The sequence below is a fragment of the Rhizobium sp. 01N447_2 genome (genome assembly GCF_056399245.1).
The window spans coordinates 1-15801 of sequence record NZ_JBFTQY010000111.1 but is presented as its reverse complement, the minus strand read 5'-3'; the positions used below and the strand labels follow the sequence as shown (position 1 = coordinate 15801).

Annotated in this window: 17 protein-coding genes and 5 pseudogenes; 9 read left to right on the top strand and 13 right to left on the bottom strand. The window is 58.4% G+C overall.

Features of this window, described 5'->3' with window-relative positions; genetic code table 11:
• Nucleotides 1-319 precede the first annotated feature (319 nt).
• From AC1ECN_RS36345 to AC1ECN_RS36335, 3 genes are all read right to left on the bottom strand, one after another.
• Entirely contained in the window at nt 320-2275 is a 1956-nt protein-coding gene (locus AC1ECN_RS36345; RefSeq protein ID WP_018069801.1) for an AI-2E family transporter, read from the bottom strand.
• Between the two features lie 73 nt (nt 2276-2348).
• Nucleotides 2349-2630, bottom strand: a complete 282-nt coding sequence (locus AC1ECN_RS36340) for a hypothetical protein (protein WP_245488701.1) — start codon at nt 2628-2630, stop codon at nt 2349-2351.
• 75 nt (nt 2631-2705) lie between these two features.
• Nucleotides 2706-2870, bottom strand: a complete 165-nt coding sequence (locus AC1ECN_RS36335) for a hypothetical protein (protein WP_197726579.1) — start codon at nt 2868-2870, stop codon at nt 2706-2708.
• Between the two features lie 174 nt (nt 2871-3044).
• Here AC1ECN_RS36335 and AC1ECN_RS36330 point away from each other — a divergent pair, with 174 nt between their 5' ends.
• Nucleotides 3045-3293, top strand: coding sequence for a hypothetical protein (locus tag AC1ECN_RS36330; RefSeq protein ID WP_020397402.1), 249 nt, complete (start codon nt 3045-3047; stop codon nt 3291-3293).
• 515 nt (nt 3294-3808) lie between these two features.
• Here AC1ECN_RS36330 and AC1ECN_RS36325 read toward each other — a convergent pair.
• From AC1ECN_RS36325 to AC1ECN_RS36310, 4 genes and pseudogenes are all read right to left on the bottom strand, one after another.
• Nucleotides 3809-3952, bottom strand: coding sequence for a hypothetical protein (locus AC1ECN_RS36325; protein ID WP_018069798.1), 144 nt, complete (start codon nt 3950-3952; stop codon nt 3809-3811).
• A 232-nt stretch (nt 3953-4184) separates the two neighbouring features.
• The gene (locus AC1ECN_RS36320; RefSeq protein WP_477955747.1) at nt 4185-5333 is read right to left on the bottom strand and encodes a hypothetical protein; all 1149 of its coding nucleotides are present in this window, start codon (nt 5331-5333) and stop codon (nt 4185-4187) included.
• Between the two features lie 90 nt (nt 5334-5423).
• Nucleotides 5424-5723 carry a helix-turn-helix domain-containing protein gene (locus AC1ECN_RS36315; protein WP_130674114.1) on the bottom strand — a complete coding sequence of 100 codons (300 nt, stop codon included), beginning with the start codon at nt 5721-5723 and terminating at the stop codon, nt 5424-5426.
• Between the two features lie 2 nt (nt 5724-5725).
• Nucleotides 5726-6933: pseudogene (locus AC1ECN_RS36310) on the bottom strand (ATP-binding protein).
• A gap of 432 nt (nt 6934-7365) precedes the next feature.
• Between AC1ECN_RS36310 and AC1ECN_RS36305 the strand changes: the two are divergent.
• Nucleotides 7366-7494: a hypothetical protein gene (locus AC1ECN_RS36305; RefSeq protein ID WP_017996670.1), complete on the top strand. Its 129-nt coding sequence runs from the start codon at nt 7366-7368 to the stop codon at nt 7492-7494.
• Nucleotides 7495-8266: 772 nt separating this feature from the next.
• Here the strand turns inward: AC1ECN_RS36305 and AC1ECN_RS36300 are convergent.
• Entirely contained in the window at nt 8267-8719 is a 453-nt protein-coding gene (locus AC1ECN_RS36300; protein ID WP_130663397.1) for a GFA family protein, read from the bottom strand.
• A gap of 261 nt (nt 8720-8980) precedes the next feature.
• Entirely contained in the window at nt 8981-9334 is a 354-nt protein-coding gene (locus tag AC1ECN_RS36295; protein WP_185828720.1) for a hypothetical protein, read from the bottom strand.
• Between AC1ECN_RS36295 and AC1ECN_RS36290 the strand changes: the two genes are divergently transcribed.
• The gene (locus AC1ECN_RS36290) at nt 9318-9734 is read left to right on the top strand and encodes a hypothetical protein (protein WP_197728702.1); all 417 of its coding nucleotides are present in this window, start codon (nt 9318-9320) and stop codon (nt 9732-9734) included. The two genes, AC1ECN_RS36295 and AC1ECN_RS36290, sit on opposite strands and share 17 nt — an antisense overlap.
• A gap of 456 nt (nt 9735-10190) precedes the next feature.
• Nucleotides 10191-11054 (top strand): LssY C-terminal domain-containing protein, encoded by an 864-nt coding sequence (locus AC1ECN_RS36285; protein WP_130674115.1) that lies wholly within the window; start codon nt 10191-10193, stop codon nt 11052-11054.
• 12 nt (nt 11055-11066) lie between these two features.
• Here AC1ECN_RS36285 and AC1ECN_RS36280 read toward each other — a convergent pair.
• The 4 genes and pseudogenes from AC1ECN_RS36280 to AC1ECN_RS36265 all read right to left on the bottom strand — a co-directional run.
• Nucleotides 11067-11298: pseudogene (locus tag AC1ECN_RS36280) on the bottom strand (IS110 family transposase); the annotation flags it as partial.
• Nucleotides 11299-11461: 163 nt separating this feature from the next.
• A complete protein-coding gene (locus AC1ECN_RS36275) occupies nt 11462-12013 on the bottom strand; it encodes a hypothetical protein (protein ID WP_130655359.1) in 552 nt (183 codons plus the stop codon).
• A 31-nt stretch (nt 12014-12044) separates the two neighbouring features.
• Nucleotides 12045-12250, bottom strand: a pseudogene (locus AC1ECN_RS36270) (SOS response-associated peptidase); the annotation flags it as partial.
• Between the two features lie 62 nt (nt 12251-12312).
• The gene (locus tag AC1ECN_RS36265) at nt 12313-12768 is read right to left on the bottom strand and encodes an NUDIX hydrolase (protein ID WP_130674116.1); all 456 of its coding nucleotides are present in this window, start codon (nt 12766-12768) and stop codon (nt 12313-12315) included.
• A gap of 140 nt (nt 12769-12908) precedes the next feature.
• Between AC1ECN_RS36265 and AC1ECN_RS36260 the strand changes: the two genes are divergently transcribed.
• The 5 genes and pseudogenes from AC1ECN_RS36260 to AC1ECN_RS36240 all read left to right on the top strand — a co-directional run bounded on the left by AC1ECN_RS36260 (nt 12909) and on the right by AC1ECN_RS36240 (nt 15766).
• Nucleotides 12909-14357, top strand: coding sequence for a CYTH and CHAD domain-containing protein (locus AC1ECN_RS36260; RefSeq protein WP_245488703.1), 1449 nt, complete (start codon nt 12909-12911; stop codon nt 14355-14357).
• 81 nt (nt 14358-14438) lie between these two features.
• Nucleotides 14439-14684: pseudogene (locus AC1ECN_RS36255) on the top strand (NUDIX hydrolase); the annotation flags it as partial.
• A gap of 54 nt (nt 14685-14738) precedes the next feature.
• Complete coding sequence (locus AC1ECN_RS36250; protein ID WP_130674117.1) at nt 14739-15101, top strand: transposase; 363 nt, start codon at nt 14739-14741, stop codon at nt 15099-15101.
• Nucleotides 15059-15361 (top strand): annotated as a pseudogene (locus AC1ECN_RS36245) (IS66 family transposase); the annotation flags it as partial. The gene AC1ECN_RS36250 and the pseudogene AC1ECN_RS36245, both read left to right, overlap by 43 nt.
• Before the next feature lie 69 nt (nt 15362-15430).
• On the top strand, nt 15431-15766 hold the full coding sequence (locus tag AC1ECN_RS36240; RefSeq protein WP_130764267.1) for a hypothetical protein: 336 nt from the start codon (nt 15431-15433) through the stop codon (nt 15764-15766).
• Nucleotides 15767-15801: the final 35 nt, after the last annotated feature.

The following is a 15801-nucleotide window of genomic DNA, read 5'->3' as shown; positions in this document are numbered from 1 at the left end:
GCGACGGTCAGCGCAGCAACCGAGGTATCGCTGCTGTCGCTCTACGCCGTGGATTTCCAGATGTTGTCGAGCAGTAGTCCGGAGATCGCGGAGACCATCCGCAAGACGGCGCTGGAGCGGCGGGGCGGGCCGGCGAAGGAATAATCCAAGCCTTATGGCTGCGGCATTGCAGCAGCCGGTGGAGGTTACGCCTCGACCGGCTCATAGCGAGCTCCCAGACGGTCGAAAAGTTGGTGCTGTCAGGCGGAAAGACTTCCGGCGGCGGAAATGAAAGTACCAGCACCGTCAAGGAATACGAGCGGCGACGGAGAACCGATTTTCAATTCGATGCAGCGGATGGCCTGCCGGAAGGCAGTCCGCGCCGCGCAATCTTCCGAACTACGGTTTTGAGACTCACGGGCGTCGACATGACTAGGCCGGATCGGGCCGCCTGCGCTATCGACGTCTCGATGAAGTCGGCATCGATCTCGGACGGGTCGATCGGCGCATAGTCCAGACCATTCGCCGTCGGCATGAGAAGCCCTACGCGCAGGTCAGGCTTAAGTCGCTTCAGTCGTCGAACGATCTGACGGGCGCGAGACTTCGAATTGCCGTTTAGATATATGACGATCGCCGTGTCGACCCCGTCGATGGGAAAAGCGAGAGATCCTCGCGCGGCATGGTCGGAATATGATGACGTCGTTGACGTTGCTCCCTGGACCTCCAGCACCTGCGAAAGCATCGCGGCGGCCGCATCGTCCAGACCGCCGCGGCCTCCGATGCACAATAAGGAGCGGCCCTGGCCATCGGGAAGTTCCAGTTCGGAACCCGTTTCGAGACCGGCGTCCGATGCGGTCTCGTCCTCGTTCTCCTCCTCCTCTGCAATGTCCGACAGGTTCTCCACCAAAGACAGCGAGCTGGACGCCACCAGAATGATCTGGTTTTCCGACAATACGCCGCGCTGACGGTCGGTCTCGCCAAGCAGGAGCGCAGGAAGGCCCACATTGTCGTAATAGTCGACGAGATATTCCTCTTGCAGGAACTCCTCGGCGTTGTCGGAGGCTTCGTTCGGATCGCCCGCGAGCAGACGCTGGTAGAGCTTCTCGTGAGGCTCCAGAACCGGCTCGTTGCCAAGCAGGACATCGAGGACGCCGAACTGGGGGACATGTCTTCCGAGCACGACCAGACAGACAGTCAAAGGCGTCGAGAGCATCAGTCCCAGCGGCCCCCATAGCCACGACCAGAAGATTGCCGAAATAATGATCGCCAGAGGCGAAAGACCGGTGTTGGCCCCGTAGAGCCACGGCTCGAGCACGTTGTTGCTGATCAGTTCTGTCGTCAGATAGAGCGCGCCGACCCAGACCACGAGCGACCAGCCAGGCGCGATCGCGAGGGCCAGAAACAACGGAAGGATCATGCCGATAATCGCGCCGATATATGGCACGAACCGCAGAACAAGTGTGAGCAGCCCCCAGAGGATGGCGTTCGGAATGCCGAGCGCCCACAGGCCCATGGAGATCGGCACGGCGTAGAGCGTGTTCACCACCAACTGCATCAGCAGGTATCGCCCGACCCGCTTGCCTGCGTCCTGGAGAGCCGCGGTCGTCCGGTGAAGGTCTCCCAAACCAACCAGCCGGATGAAACGGTCGCGCAGGTCTTCTCGCTCGAGGAGCATGAAGATCACCAGCACGACCACGAGACCAGCGGTCGCGAAGGGGCTGATGAGCGGCAGAAGAAGGTTGCCTAGCGTCTGGATCGGATCGGAACGTGTAACGATCTCGACTGGCATCGGTTCGCGAGTCGTGGGCGTCTGGGCGGTCGGACTCTCGCTTTCGATGGCCCGCGTCTGGATTTCGGCGCCGACACGTTCGACCGCTCTGCTCAGATGGTCGAGGACGCCGTTTCCGGCGCCCGCTTGGGCGAGGGAATGAACCTTGTCGACCAGGTTTCTTTGATAGGTGGGGATGTTCTCTGCAAGGTTCGTCACCTGCGTCGCCACGACGATGCTGAATACGGCGATCGCGCAAAACGCCGACACGACGGCGAGAAGAACAGCGGCGATCTTTGGAACAGAGCGCTTGCGAAGGAAAGAGACGATCGGGGCCAGCGTGAACGAAAGGAGAAGCGACAGCGCGAGGGGAACGAAGATCTCCTGGCCCAGCCGGAGGATGACGGCCACTCCAATGAGGATCAATATTGTGCTGCCCGACAGCTTGCTGCGAAGCTCCCCCTCTGCAAGTCGATAGGGTTCGCCGGTCGGCGCCTTGGTGGTCTTCGAAAGTTCCGCGCTGCTCACCGCCCACCCCTATCTTCAAAGGAAAACCTATGCGCTCGACATGGATGGAGGCGCACATCGTATGCGTAAGTGCTCAGTCATATCGCAGGCTGGCCTTCAAGTCTCTGAGTTCGCCGTCCTGTCTAAGCTCGGCTTGCTCGGAGCCGAGGCGACAGGCGTCGTTGGTCGCCGATATCACCTCGTTCAATTGGTCGATCTGCCCCTGAAGTTCGTATGCCATGCAAGTCGAGGCGAGCCTACTGCCTTCGACGACAGCCTGCCGCCTCATCGCGGGTGCGGGTTGATTCCACGCTTCCCTGAACGCGTCGGGGCAGTTGACTGGCGCGTCGGCAGACAAGTTGAGAACCATGTTCATCAGCGGCCGCTTTCAGCCTGGCCGGACGCCAGTTCGGTTATTCTGATGTCCTGGAACTCGGTCACGTTCTTCTCCTTAAGGACATAAGCCGGCGCAGACCATGGCGACCCTCATCGCAGATTCCTGAAATACCGGCACGCCCAGCGTCTTGCCGAGGACGGCCTCGAGTTCCGGCGTCGGATAATTCGACCTTCTCCTTCCCTTCCCGGCGTCGGCCACGGCCGGCGAAGCATTGTCCATTGCAGCCTCAGGCCGACCCGCTCTCGCGATCATGGACATTCGACTGGCCGGCCTCCCCCGTCACTGCTGGCATGAACCGACCGGTAACCAAATTTGGCTTTCCAACATCGCACAACAGGTTGAGTCATGATATGCATTACTCTCGCTAAACTGGTGGAGACGAAGTTGCCTGAAATGATGTTGATGTATTCCACCAATCCGATCACAGTCCACAGCTGGTTCCCCGACACTGCGAACAAAGAGTTCATCTCTTTGCAGGCAGCCATCGAATACGCGGCGGAGCACGTCGACGAGCTTCCAGCGATCGAGATCCTCATCCGCACAGGCGCCCGTCGTTATGTCATCCTTTGGGGCGATCAACTTGCCGCCTTGATCACGCGGGTTTGCGTTCTTCATCGAGGCAAGGCATCCCAAGGACATTGAGCCTGAAAATCGCCAACCGGCTCGGGCTCCTGCGTCGACGCGAAGGCGCTGGGTACCGGCCTTGCGATCCTCGCGATCCGCCCTCTCCTGCCGGTTGGACCCTCAGTCGTCCGGAACCGCACAGGAACTTTTCCGGCTATCTACAGTTAGGCCGCAAGGATCGCACAGGCGCCCCATACTGGGGTTGTCCGCTTCCCTCTTCCTGTGCGATCCGTCCTTCCCCAGTTGCCCCGTTTCGGCGGGGCTAATTTTTGATACAGCAAAGCGCGAGCATCAGGTTGATCTTATGCCGCAAGGCGGCAACGGCCCCCTCGCTCGCATAGGCAATCATGCTCGCGGATGAAAGATCAAAAAAATCCGTCGGCGCGGGAACAAAAGGGTCCGTTGATAGTAAAACATTCGGGCCGTGCGGAGATTTGTTAAACGCAGCCACCCAACACTTCGATGTGCGGCCCACTCGACCCAGAACTAAGCCCCGCTTCAAAACGCGGGGCCTTTTTTGGCCAAGGAATACTTCAAATGATCTTCAACCAATGCCGAAGCGCCGCCACCGCGCCATCGCTGGCATCGGCAATCATCCCGCCGATCACGAGGCCGGCTAAGCGATAGGACCTGATGCTATAGCCGACGGTCTTCTTTGAGCGTGGCGGCTTTGTCATGTCACGATCACGTCAGTGACCGCTTAAAGGCGAGGAGGGCGAAAGCATCTCGCAAATCAAATAGCTTTGATTGAGCGGTTGCGCCGTTCAGCCGACCTTCGTCGATGGATTGACCCACTCGTGGCGCGGCATTTCCGGCCGCTGCGGTTTCGGGCGAAACTTCACCAGCACCTCGTGGCCATCGCACGCAGTCAGTCCTGGGTATGTCGATGCAGCTGTCTCGGCTAACGCACTATTGCAGTGCAAATCCCCACGCTGAGGGATCGAGGTATTCGCGAGGCGGCTGCATTTCGCCGATGTCGACAGGTCGACGGGTAAACGACACCGTGTCGAAGCTCTCCACTGCGCTCAAGCCGGACCAGTGGTCGTCCTTCAACGGAACACCGTCGGACGTGATGCACTGCTTCTGACTTGCATCGGCCATATTCGGCGTTAGGTCATACCATGTGCAATTCTCGCCAAGAAACTGGCCCTGCTCGCCCAGATTTTCCATTCCAGTTTGGCTGCTGAATTGAGAGAAGGGACGCTTCGGGTCCAGCGAAGAGCGACCAGCGACAATTCTGCGTTCCCTCTTCGATGACGAATAGACAATACCCTGGTTCTCAAGCTCGTTCCAAACCTCGATCCGGATCGACCCGTCCTTGCCCTCACTCCGACGAAACCACCATGGATAATGTCGCAACATCCTTACCTCAGAGGTCCTGTCTATCGACGGATTGTCAGACGCCCTCGCGACTAATTTCGCCTCGAAGTCGACAGCACTCGGAGGGTGATCCGGGTAGGTACGCAGCGGCTTGAGCCACGTGCTTGCGTCAAAAAGCTGTCTTGGCGGCAACACTTCGGCCTCCGGGACCRGACCTCGCTTGATCTCGGTCAGACGCGCCTCGGACATCAATTTACCCTTGGAAAAGAGAACCTTGGTTGCGACCTCTATTCCGTCGCTGGTCAAGCAGGTCATCCAAATAGGGCTTGGCGGATCGTGTCGAACTATTTGAAGCCAGCGACACTCCTCGCCGCCCACTGTCTCCACATCGTTCGTTTCCTTGACCTGCTTGATGCCGAGGTAGTCATACGATGGCTCGACTTGCCTGATACTGAAGCGCTTGATCTCCTCTCCATCTTTCTTGACTGTTGACAAAAGAATGTTCTGAAAGAAGTGCCCATACCAGATATATGTCTCGTCACCTTGTGTCTCCTCAACGTGCGTCCAGCCGTTGTGATGCTGCACGACCCGCCAGTTGTCCTTCCCATCTAATGTGTCGTGCACAACCAGCTTCGCGGTGTAGTCGGGGACGTTCGTGTTGGGGAAAAACGGAAGCCCGTTTGCATGCGCGGTGCCGGTCGCAAGGGCAATAACCAAGAAAATGATCATTCGGTTCATGAATACACCCCGTCACAAACGCTTGCACACTTGCGGTAGCATTCAGCGCAGCCCCTGACAACCGGGGTGCCCTGCAATCCGGGTATCGGATCAATCCGCACTCTCCCATCCGTCTGCAATCGCCAAGGCCACGAGCTGCGACGTCGAGCGTGCGCCAAACCCTTGCTTCAGCCGCTCCACACGGTGCTCGATAGTTCGATGAGATAGTCCAAGCTGCTGACCAATCTCCTTTCCGCGAGCGGCCTTGAGGTGCGCTCGTCCAATTAATCGCGCTACAGCGGCATACCCGGAAAGGGACTTCCCGAATTTTTCGCTTTTCTTCTTTTCTCGGCTACTGATACGTTGGCCGACGATGTACTGGGTGGTCCTCCCGTTGGCTTCTGCGACCATTCTCAACCCCACATGCTGGACAGTGGCACCGCGGCCAGCTTGTCGCCGAACGGCACAACATCTGTATTGTCGTAGAGGACGACGCCGAAGGCGAAACGATCTCCGCAGGCCTCTGCAAGTGCGCGGAGCCCTCCGAAATCGCCGGCCTTGACCGTGGCGCTGGCCTTAACCTCGATGCCAGCGATCATCCCGTCGTCGCGTTCCAGTACGATGTCGACCTCGCGCATGTCCCGATCCCGGAAATGATATGGTGTCAACCGCAGGTCACGCCGTCATTAGCTTCAGAACTTCGGAAAACACGAAGCTCTCCAGCAGCGCGCCGAATGTTCCGCGATCCGCCTTCACTCGGTCGAAGGTGAGCCCGCACACTGGCCAACAGACCTGAATCGAGGAAATGCAGCTTGGGCGTCTTGACGATACGCTTCAGCGTATTGGTGAACCAAGGCTGTACCGTTGCGACCAGGAACACCTGTTCGAGCAGTCCGGCATAACGCTGCCCAGTCTTGTGACTGACGTTGATGCTGCCGCCAAACTGCGAATAGTTGACCAATTGGCTTGTATGTTCGGCCAATAGCCGCACGAACTTCGGCAACTCGGTCAGCTTCTCCACATCGGCACTGTCCCGGAGATCTCGCGTCAGGATAGAAGTCAGATAGGACCGTGCCCAATCTTGCCGTCGTCGTTCGCTGTTGCGGCTGATCGCTTCGGGGAATCCCCCGAGCAGAACGAGTTGGACGAAGTCGTCTCCGATGATAGAGCTCCACGGGCTCTTTAGACTCCCATCGAAAAGGTGCTCCAGAAAGGACGGCGTCCGGCCTTCGATCTCGGCCCTTGCCAGCGGCAGCATTCGGATGGTCTCCATTCGCCCCGCCAGGCTGTCCGCAATCCGCGATAAAGTCAGCACGTTTGCCGACCCGGTAAGCAGAAACCTGCCCGGACGATAGTCCTCATCGACTGTCTTCTTGATCGCCAGCAGCAGGTCTGGCGCACGCTGAATCTCGTCGATGATGGCTCGATCTAGGCCGCGAATGAAGCCGGCAGGATCGGATTGGGCGGCTTCGAGAACCGTCTGATCGTCGAGGGTGAGATAGGTTCGGCCGGCTTCTCCCATCTTTCGGACAAGTGTAGTCTTGCCGGCTCGGCGTGGTCCTACGATGAGGACGATTGGAACTATCGTTCTCGGCTGATTGGAAGTCAATGGCTCGCTAATTGGAACTTGCAAGGGGGCAATCTGGAAGGAGGAATGCTTCCGAACGACGGTTGCCGGCGCACCTCCGCAGCGGAGAGACCAACCCCGCCGCCCCAGAATTGGGGCGTAGGTGGGTTTGTCATGACACGTTGATGGCTCGAAGAGAGGCTTCTGGCACCTGCCGCAGAGACCACGATGTCCAAATACGATCGCAACGCTTGCTCGGCGTCGAGTTAGTCAATCCCGATATGTCCAAGTCGGTGATTCTAGCGACCCGCTCGAAAACGCTGCCGACGCCGCCGGCCTTGGATCAGCCCGCTGGGGCCACTCATTCGCCCATGCGATCCACTCTGTCGCGCTGCAGGAGCGCTTTTGGACTGGACCCAACGGGACCTGGCGGAGCGAACATCGATAAGCGCGGTTTCGATACGTGCTTTTGAAAAAGGAGGCGATATGCGTGAAAGCAATCTTCGGCTTCTAACGCTCACCTTCGAGGCCGCAGGAATCATCTTCCAGGCTGATGGCGAAGTCACCGGAGGGGGAATCGGCGTGCGGCTCCGTTCTTCTATCGATGACGCTTGATTTCGAGCCAAGCTACTCATTTCGGTCATTGTAGCTTAGGTTTCGGAAAACGTTGGTCCGATTCCAAAGGTCACAGGTTCGAATCCCGGCGGGGGTCCATTCTGGACACATGGGTTACGGTTGGAATTGGCAAGTCCGCCCTGGTTTGCGCCTGAGAGCCTTGGTCTGGTAGATCTTCCGCGTTAGGTTTGCGCCTGAGCGAAAAGGGGCGTTCCTCACGATACTTTATGTGTCCGAGCAGGCTTGCGAAGAAGCTCTCGCCTTTCTTACCGATGGCAGGATCCTGCCAAGCAGCGACGAGCCATCCTTCGTGCTTCTTCGATATGGCGCGGAAGCGCAATTGCTTCTCCGACTGATAATAGGCGGTTTTTGATTGCCGTCGTCGCCAAGATCGTCGGGATGTGCCTTCACCATTACAAGAAGTCCTGGGCGGCTAAGGACGTGCTGCCCTTCGCGAAACAGTCGAAGCGCGATGCCGTGGCCCCTCAATGAGGGATTCACCCACAGTGGCTCGAAATAAGCGCGCTGAGCTCGTCCAAGTCGGGACGAAATTGGTGCCGCCCGGCGCAAGAGAGCTGAACCGTCCCGAGGCTGTGGCGAGCTCCCCAGTTCCGGGACGCGCGCTGCGGCGACGCTTGACGGAAACGATGGGGACATGACGTTCGAGATTACGGACGGCAACGGGATGCTTGGGGAAGAGCTTCCTTTCCGCTAGTGCGCGCAAAGCTGCAGTGAACGCGCTAGTTTCATCAAAAGTCTCTGAATCCCCTGCTCATGAAGGCATAGGCAGATCGAGGAGCGAGAAAAGCACTTCTGCAGGAGCGCCCTCCTGCCAGCAGGGCGTTTCGGGATCCAATCGCAGGCCGCGCTGACAACGGTTGGTCCAGATGTGGGCGACCAGCTCCAGTTTGTTGCTTTCATCAAACGTCCCAGCCCGGATACCCACCAAGCCAGGACGAGCGGAGTTCGTATTGAACACTCGGGTGAAGCATTTCGGACAGGCCGACTGGTAGGAGACAAAACCGCTGCGGCCCGCCAGCTCGAACCGCGCGGTCTCTCCTGTGGCGGCAAATGCGTTCGTTTTCACGAGCGCATTCTGGCTGAATGCGCTCCCGCTCCACGTCTGGCAGTCGAGACAGTGGCAGGCATAGGTCTTTGGAAGTTTGTCCGCTTCCACTTCGTAGCGCAGCTGACCGCAGCGGCAACCACCCTTCAGCTTTTTCACGTCATTTCCTTAAGCTTCGACCTGACGTTTGAATAGCGGATTTGCGGCAAACTGGTAGCGGAAATTCCGATCTGATCTTGCGTCAGTTGCACGGGGGTCAGCAGGCTGACTCTTGTCCCCCTACTGACGCGGCGCCACTCGGTAGGGCTTGATTGGGGCCCAGAATTCTTGCCATATAAAATCGGCCGATCACATCGCATGATCGCTCCAAAGGGAGATCGTCATGCTGCTGGAATTGTCGCTGGCCTTACCAGCTGCGCCTTATGGGGACTGACCTTCGTCGCTCCGCGGGCCATTGCGCCGTTCACGGCGTGGGATTTGACCATCGCCCGCTATGGCATCTTCGGTTTCGCCTGCGTGCTCCTCATGACCGATCGGCGATTCCGGCCCGTTGGAATAGCGCGGTCCCGGCTCCTGATCGGCTTGCTTCTTGGTGGCGCGGGTTATGTGGGATACTTTGTCAGTAGTGCCTTCGCCGTTCAGCTCGCCGGCGCTGCCGTCCCGCCAGTCATCGTCGGCACAATGCCGGTGTTTCTGGCGATCATTTCCAACCATCGGGACACCATGGCAAGCTCTTGCCTTGCCATGGGCAATGATCGTGATCGGGGTAGCCATCGTAAATGTCGCCACGATCAGCGCGGTCGACCTTGCCGCCTCGACATCAATCATACTCGGCATCCTCGCCAGCTCCGTGGCGCTGGTGATCTGGATCATCTACGGGCTGGTCAACGCGGCCGTCATGCGGGCACCCGACGCCCCGAGCGGACTGCAATGGACGGGATTGCAGGGCATCGGTGCGGCGATCGGCAGCTTTCTGTTGTTGCCGCTGGCTTCATTCGATCTGGCGGATACGGTCTCCGGTTCCGAGGTCTTGCGCTTCGTCGGCTGGGCGTTGGTGATGGGGCTGGCCGGCTCTTGGCTCGCAACATGGTTCTGGGTGTTCGCCTCCCGCCGTCTGCCGCTGGCTCTCGCTACCCAGCTCATTGTTGCCGAAACTCCTATCTCGAGGACATGACGATCGACGAACTTGTCACGCGGACGGCCAAACATGTCGACACGCTGGACGCCTCCACCACCGACGAAATTGTCGCCAGAGTGGTCAGCACCCTGCCTAGTCGTCAACACACGTCGCCGAGAACCATCACCTTAAATTTGCCTATCCCACCTCAAGGTGCCATGAGCCTTCAATCAGGTTTGTGGCAACTGCTCCATAATGCCGGAATAACATCCCTGGGAGACGGTGTCCCCGCCTTCCAGGGATTTGACACGTTCGCCTGCCCTGCGCACAAAAGCACGGCGTTATGGAGCAAGGGCCACATGGTTCCGCTAGCGTGTGATGGGGGCTCGCTCGATATGGCCCACAATGAGCGACGGCGGCGCTACCATTGCATATTCTCGGGTGCTAAAATCCCGGCGACGAACAGCGAGGGCGAATGCCAGCCCATCAGACGCCAGACGAGGAGACTGTGTCTTGAGATTGTTGACGCGCCTTTTCCGGAGGTTTCTGGTTTTCTGTCTCGGCGTACTCAGCGTTTGGCTCATCGTCTTCGTCGTTTTCGATACTTCGGACCACAGGTTTCCATGGCTCGTTGCGGTGTGCCTCACATATGGCCTGGCTGCTTACGTCATTCTTCCGAACGTGGTCCGACTGTCCCTGAAGGTTCTTCATCGGGGGCTGATCCCCAGATACACGATCACGGCCGATGGCCTGCCCGGCGATCCTATAAATTTCGCCCTCATCGGCAATCTTCAACAACTCCGCGAGGCCTTTGCAACGGCGGGCTGGTCCACGGCCGACCATTTGGGGATCGCAAGCTCGTTGCGAATGATACGCGCTTTCCTGATGAACTCTGCCTATCCCACCGCACCTTTCAGCACCTTCTATCTCTTTGGACGACGGCAGGACATAGGATTCCAGGAGCCCATCGACGATAGCCCCCGCAAGCGCCATCACATCCGTTTCTGGGCCCTTAGTCTCGCCCATTCCGAGGACGACATGAGCGCGGCGAGCTTCTGGTTGGCTACCGACAGGCCATCGCCCGAGGAGCGGGTCCTATGGGTTGGGGCGGGCACCAGAGATACCGGGCTTTCTCTGACCTGGCTGACATTCCAAGTCACACATAAGACCGATTCCGATACGAACGCCGAGCGCGACTACATAGTCAATGAACTGAGGGCAAAGCAAGTAATCGGGGAGGTCGCGCGGCACCAATCTGGCTCACGTTTGAACACCGGAAAGGTCAACCATTACATTACCGATGGTGAGATCGCGTTTGCCAGCTTGACTGTCAGTGCCACGGGTGCCGGTGCCGCGGTCGGGCCGGATGCACCCTGATCCGACAAACAGCAGCGGGCGGCCATCGCCCGTCTTACACTCCTCCAGTCGCTTGCGGCGATCGCGGCGCAGCGGTTCGTAGTCGGATACGCCTTGCCTGAACAGCAAGCCCTTGATGCGGTTGACGTGCCGTATCCGCTCGTTCGTCAAGCTGGCGCTCACGCGAAAGGCGGCGATGGCTGGACGCTGCGTCTGCAGCAGACGGCTGTCTGGCTCGCCTTGCTGCCAGGTCTCGATGACTGCCGGCCGATCGCGAGTGGTATGCTTCGAACCGCAAGGAACTGGAGACTCGCTTTCGCCACGGCGAGGTCGTCGTCGGACGCCAGCCGATTTCGATTAGGATGCGTTCCGGCAGGCAGATCGCCGAGGAGGCCAGATGGTGGCTGGTGCCGTTCTGGGCGATACCTCTACGGATTATAGAAATATCCTACCGCTGCCAGATATATCGGATTGTATTGCAGTTCTGAGGCCCACAGCAGGATCAAAGCTTTGCCATTAGTCGAATAGTAGTTTCCCGCTTTCTCAGCGGCAGCACGCCATTCCTTTTGCCAAGTTCCGCGGCTGCAGTTTAGTCCGACTGGATAGGCGGCGTTCAAAACATAGCGCTCGTAAATATCTTGTGGCATTGGCGTACTTGCCCATCTCCCGTACTTCAATCCATCAGGCCCTGTCAGATCAGACGGAAATGCTGCGACGCCGTCGCGTCTGATTTTTTGGGTTTGCGCCTCGGACAGTTGGTAAATTACTGCCCCACAGGTTCCAGCCCCATTTGGTAGCTGCCTCGAACCGTAGGCTTGGCGCTGGTATATCTCGAATTGCGACGGTAATTCCGAAGTCCATTGACGTCCCATGCTTTTAGGCAGCGACGCAAAAACGACGATTGCGAAAAGGGAAACAACGGCCCAAGAGATCACGGTATATACGCGCACGCTCAATCGCTCCGTAGCAAGTTCAAACACTGATCGGTGCCTTTCAGTCMCGGCTGTCCGTTTACAGCAATCTCGGCTGTGAGACCGGCTCCCCAGACTTCGTCACGATGTTCGGGCCATGGGGCTTCCTCGATGTCACTATCAGTTTGTCGTTCGGAAGCGGACGGGCGAGTTCCTTCGCCACCTCCCAGGGTGCTCGCATCCAAACGTCTCTTCATTTGTCAGCAGCAGGACTGGCATCGCCTTATCATGGATTGGCTTGGCGATGCGCGAGGTCAAATTCCAGGCCTCCCCCCTCACACCGTACGCGCCCATCGAACTCTCCGCAGTCAGATGTTGGTGGACGTGATGCATGCGAGTAGCATCCGCAAACCTGGATGCGCCGCTTCCCGCAACGCGGTCTCCAAGGGGAACCACCGTGTCTTTCGGACATCCTTCTCCGGAAACTTGTCCGCGATCCTCGAGACCTTAAGAAGATGAACGGCCACGTGGTATTGGTTGGGACTGTTGTCCTTCCGATAGGAAAACGTACCGAACACGGTCTTGTCGACGACGCCTGCGACCCCGGCCTCCTCGAACGCCTCTCTCAGCGCCGCGACGCTGCTGACCTCACCACCTTCGACGTGCCCCTTCGGAATGCCCCATCGACCGTTGCGTCGGCTGCCCACAAAAAGGATGTCAACTCCACCGTTTTCGTTCCGACGGTAGCAGAGAGCACCAGCCTGCGCGACATCGCGACCAGACACGGTTTTCGCAAGTTCCGTCTGGGCGTTTTCGTTGAGCATCGTCCGCCTCCGGTTTCGAAGCCCGCGCAAGCTAGCCGGGCAACGTTGAAGAGTCCAGTTTGCTTCATCAGGTCGTGACGCGACCGAACTATGACAAGACCTCCAGCGTTGATGAGCATCCAATCAGAATGGAGCCTGCCTTGCCATCGGAAATCGAAATCAAACTCGACCTCACCAACGAAGCCCTTGAGAGCCTTTTGGGTTCCGATCTTCTCGGAGATCCTGACGAGGCACTGCAGCAGTCTTCGACCTACTTCGAGACGGGCGATCGTCGGCTGTCGCAGAAGGGGTTCTCTCTGCGTATCCGCTCTACCGGCGCTTCCCACATCCAGACTGTGAAGACATCGGGACCGGCGAAATCACTGTTTGTCCGTTCAGAATGGGAGACTCCCATTGAAGGCAATGAACCCGTCCTCGACCATACGAGCCCTCTCATAAGCGAGTTCGGACCGGAACTTGAGGTGGAAGCCGCTTTCACCGTGTTCATTGAGCGCCGCGTCTGGAACATCGAGTTGAACGGCACTCGGCTGGAGGTGGTCGTCGATCGGGGAGACGTAGTGTCTGGCAACCGGCGCTCGCCAGTTCAGGAAATCGAAGTCGAACTGAAGGACGGCGATCCGAAGGACCTGTTCATCTTCATTCGCAAGATCGACGCGATCGCGCCTTTCCGGTTCGGCATTCAGTCCAAGTCCGAACGGGGCCTCGCGCTTCTGGACAGGCAGCAATTCATGTTCAAGGCAGAACACCTCGATCTCGACCGAAACACGAAGGCATCTGCCGCCTTTCGAGAGATCGCCGCGTCCTGCTTTCGGCAGTTTCGTCTCAACGAAGAGATCCTTCGCCAGCGACGAAATTCGGAAGCCCTTCATCAGGCGCGGGTAGCTCTGCGCCGTCTCCGCTCTGCGATCTCCCTGTTTAGGCCGCTCCTGATGGGCGACGAGCCGAAAAGGATCCAAGAGGAGCTTCGCTGGCTCGCTGGCGTCCTGGGCGAAGCGCGTAATCTCGACGTCCTGCTGATGAAAGCGAAAGACTCCGACCTTCGGGCCAAGCTCAAGGATGCCCGCAACAAGGCCTACAGCGACGCTGTCGAGGCTCTGGAATCGGCGAGAGCGCGGGCGCTGATGCTCGATTTCAACGAGTGGCTTCAATGTGACCTCGATCGCGCTGGCGGCAGCGCAACTTCGGAGGACACATCGGCTTCGGAGTTTGCCGCGAGGGCCCTCGATAAGATGCGTAAGAAGCTGAAAAAGTACGGCAGTGCGCTGGCCGAGACCGACGACGAGCATCGTCACCAGGTTCGCAAGGACGCTAAGAAGCTTCGCTACGCGGCTGAATTTTTCCGATCCCTGTTCGACGACAAGCGCGGCACCCGCCGGCACCGGAAATTCATTGCAGCGATGGAGGAGCTGCAGGACCATCTTGGAGCATTGAACGATCTTGCAACCGGACCGGACGTGCTCCAGCAGCACGGACTGGCCGACCACCCTGCTCGGGAATCTGTAGTTTCCCACGATGACAAGAATGCGTTGATCCGCATGGCGCAGTCCTCAGTCGATGAGGTCATCGACACGAAGCGTTTCTGGCGCTGACATGAGGACGCCATGAACCTTAAGCGAAGCACTCGGTTTATCCGGCACGGTCGAGAACGTCGATGAACATGAGCAGACCAGATGAATGAGATTGACGTCTATCCGAAGCCCATCCAGCAGTACGGTGCATTGTGTTTCCGAAACACACCCAAGGGGCCACAGGTGCTTCTCATCACGACGCGGGAGACGAGACGTTGGATGATCCCGAAGGGCTGGCCGATATCAGGTCCGAAGCCGCGCAAGGTGGCCGAACGTGAGGCCTGGGAGGAAGCCGGCATGATCGGGAGGGCGAAGAAGAAGCCCTTCGGCGAGTTCATCTGTAACCGGTGTTCCGCTCCCAAGTTGTCCTCGCCACCTTGATCTGTGATTGCCTTTCCATGGATGAGCAACGGGAGTTTCTCCATGGAGAGTACATTGGAGGTTCTCACGACCAGGAAGTCTGGTCGTGAGGTTCACCGGCACTGGCCGGACGAGGTCAAGGCGCGGATCGTTTCGGAAAGCCTGCGGCCCGGCGCGATGGTGAATGAGGTCGCCCAACGTCACGGCCTGAAGCCGAACCACCTGTCCACTTGGCGGACGATGGCGCGGCAGGGCAAGCTGGTGCTGCCCGCACCCGAGGATGCGGTGGAGTTCGCAGCGGTGATCGTCGATCTGCCCGTTTCGGAACCACCGAGCAAACCGGTCAGTCGCCCCGAGGTCATCGTTGGCTCCGTCACTACTGGGATGGGCTCTGCGTCTACCTGACCGACGGTCGCATCGAGATCGACAACAATTCCGTCGAACGAAGCATCAGGCCAATTGCCCTCAATCGGAAGAATGCTCTCTTCGCCGGACATGACGCCGGAGCGGAGAACTGGGCGACCATCGCCTCGCTCATCGAGACCTGCAAGCTCAATGGTGTCGATCCGTTGGCCCATCTGACCACGACCCTCGCCGCCATCGTCAACGGCCACAAGCAGAGCCGGATTGAGGGTCTCCTGCCGTGGAATAGTCCGGCAGTGTGAACCAACGCAAAACGGCCAATTCCGCACGACCCGTTGCTGCCGTGGATTCTTGGTGTCAGAATGTGGCTTATGAAGAACATTTTGATCATAGACGGCGCTCGAAACGCTACCTTCAGCGTGTTCCAAGCCACGGAGGACGAATACGCCATTATCTTTCCGAACGGGCAAGACATGGAAAAGATCGAAGATTTGATTGAACGTCTCGGTGATGATGAGGCAGGCCGATTTTTAGCGCCCCTCTGGGAACGTCCTATTCTCAAGCGAGATGCTATGGGAATCCATGGAACACTCTTCTTCGACAACGAGCGCACACAACGAATAATCCCCCCGTCGAAGCGTGAAATCGACTGGGAAGACAGTTCGATCAATCAAGCTCAAAGAAATCTATTCTCGCGATATCGCTAAAGCTGCCACAAGGTGTGAATGGCGCACCGCTTACG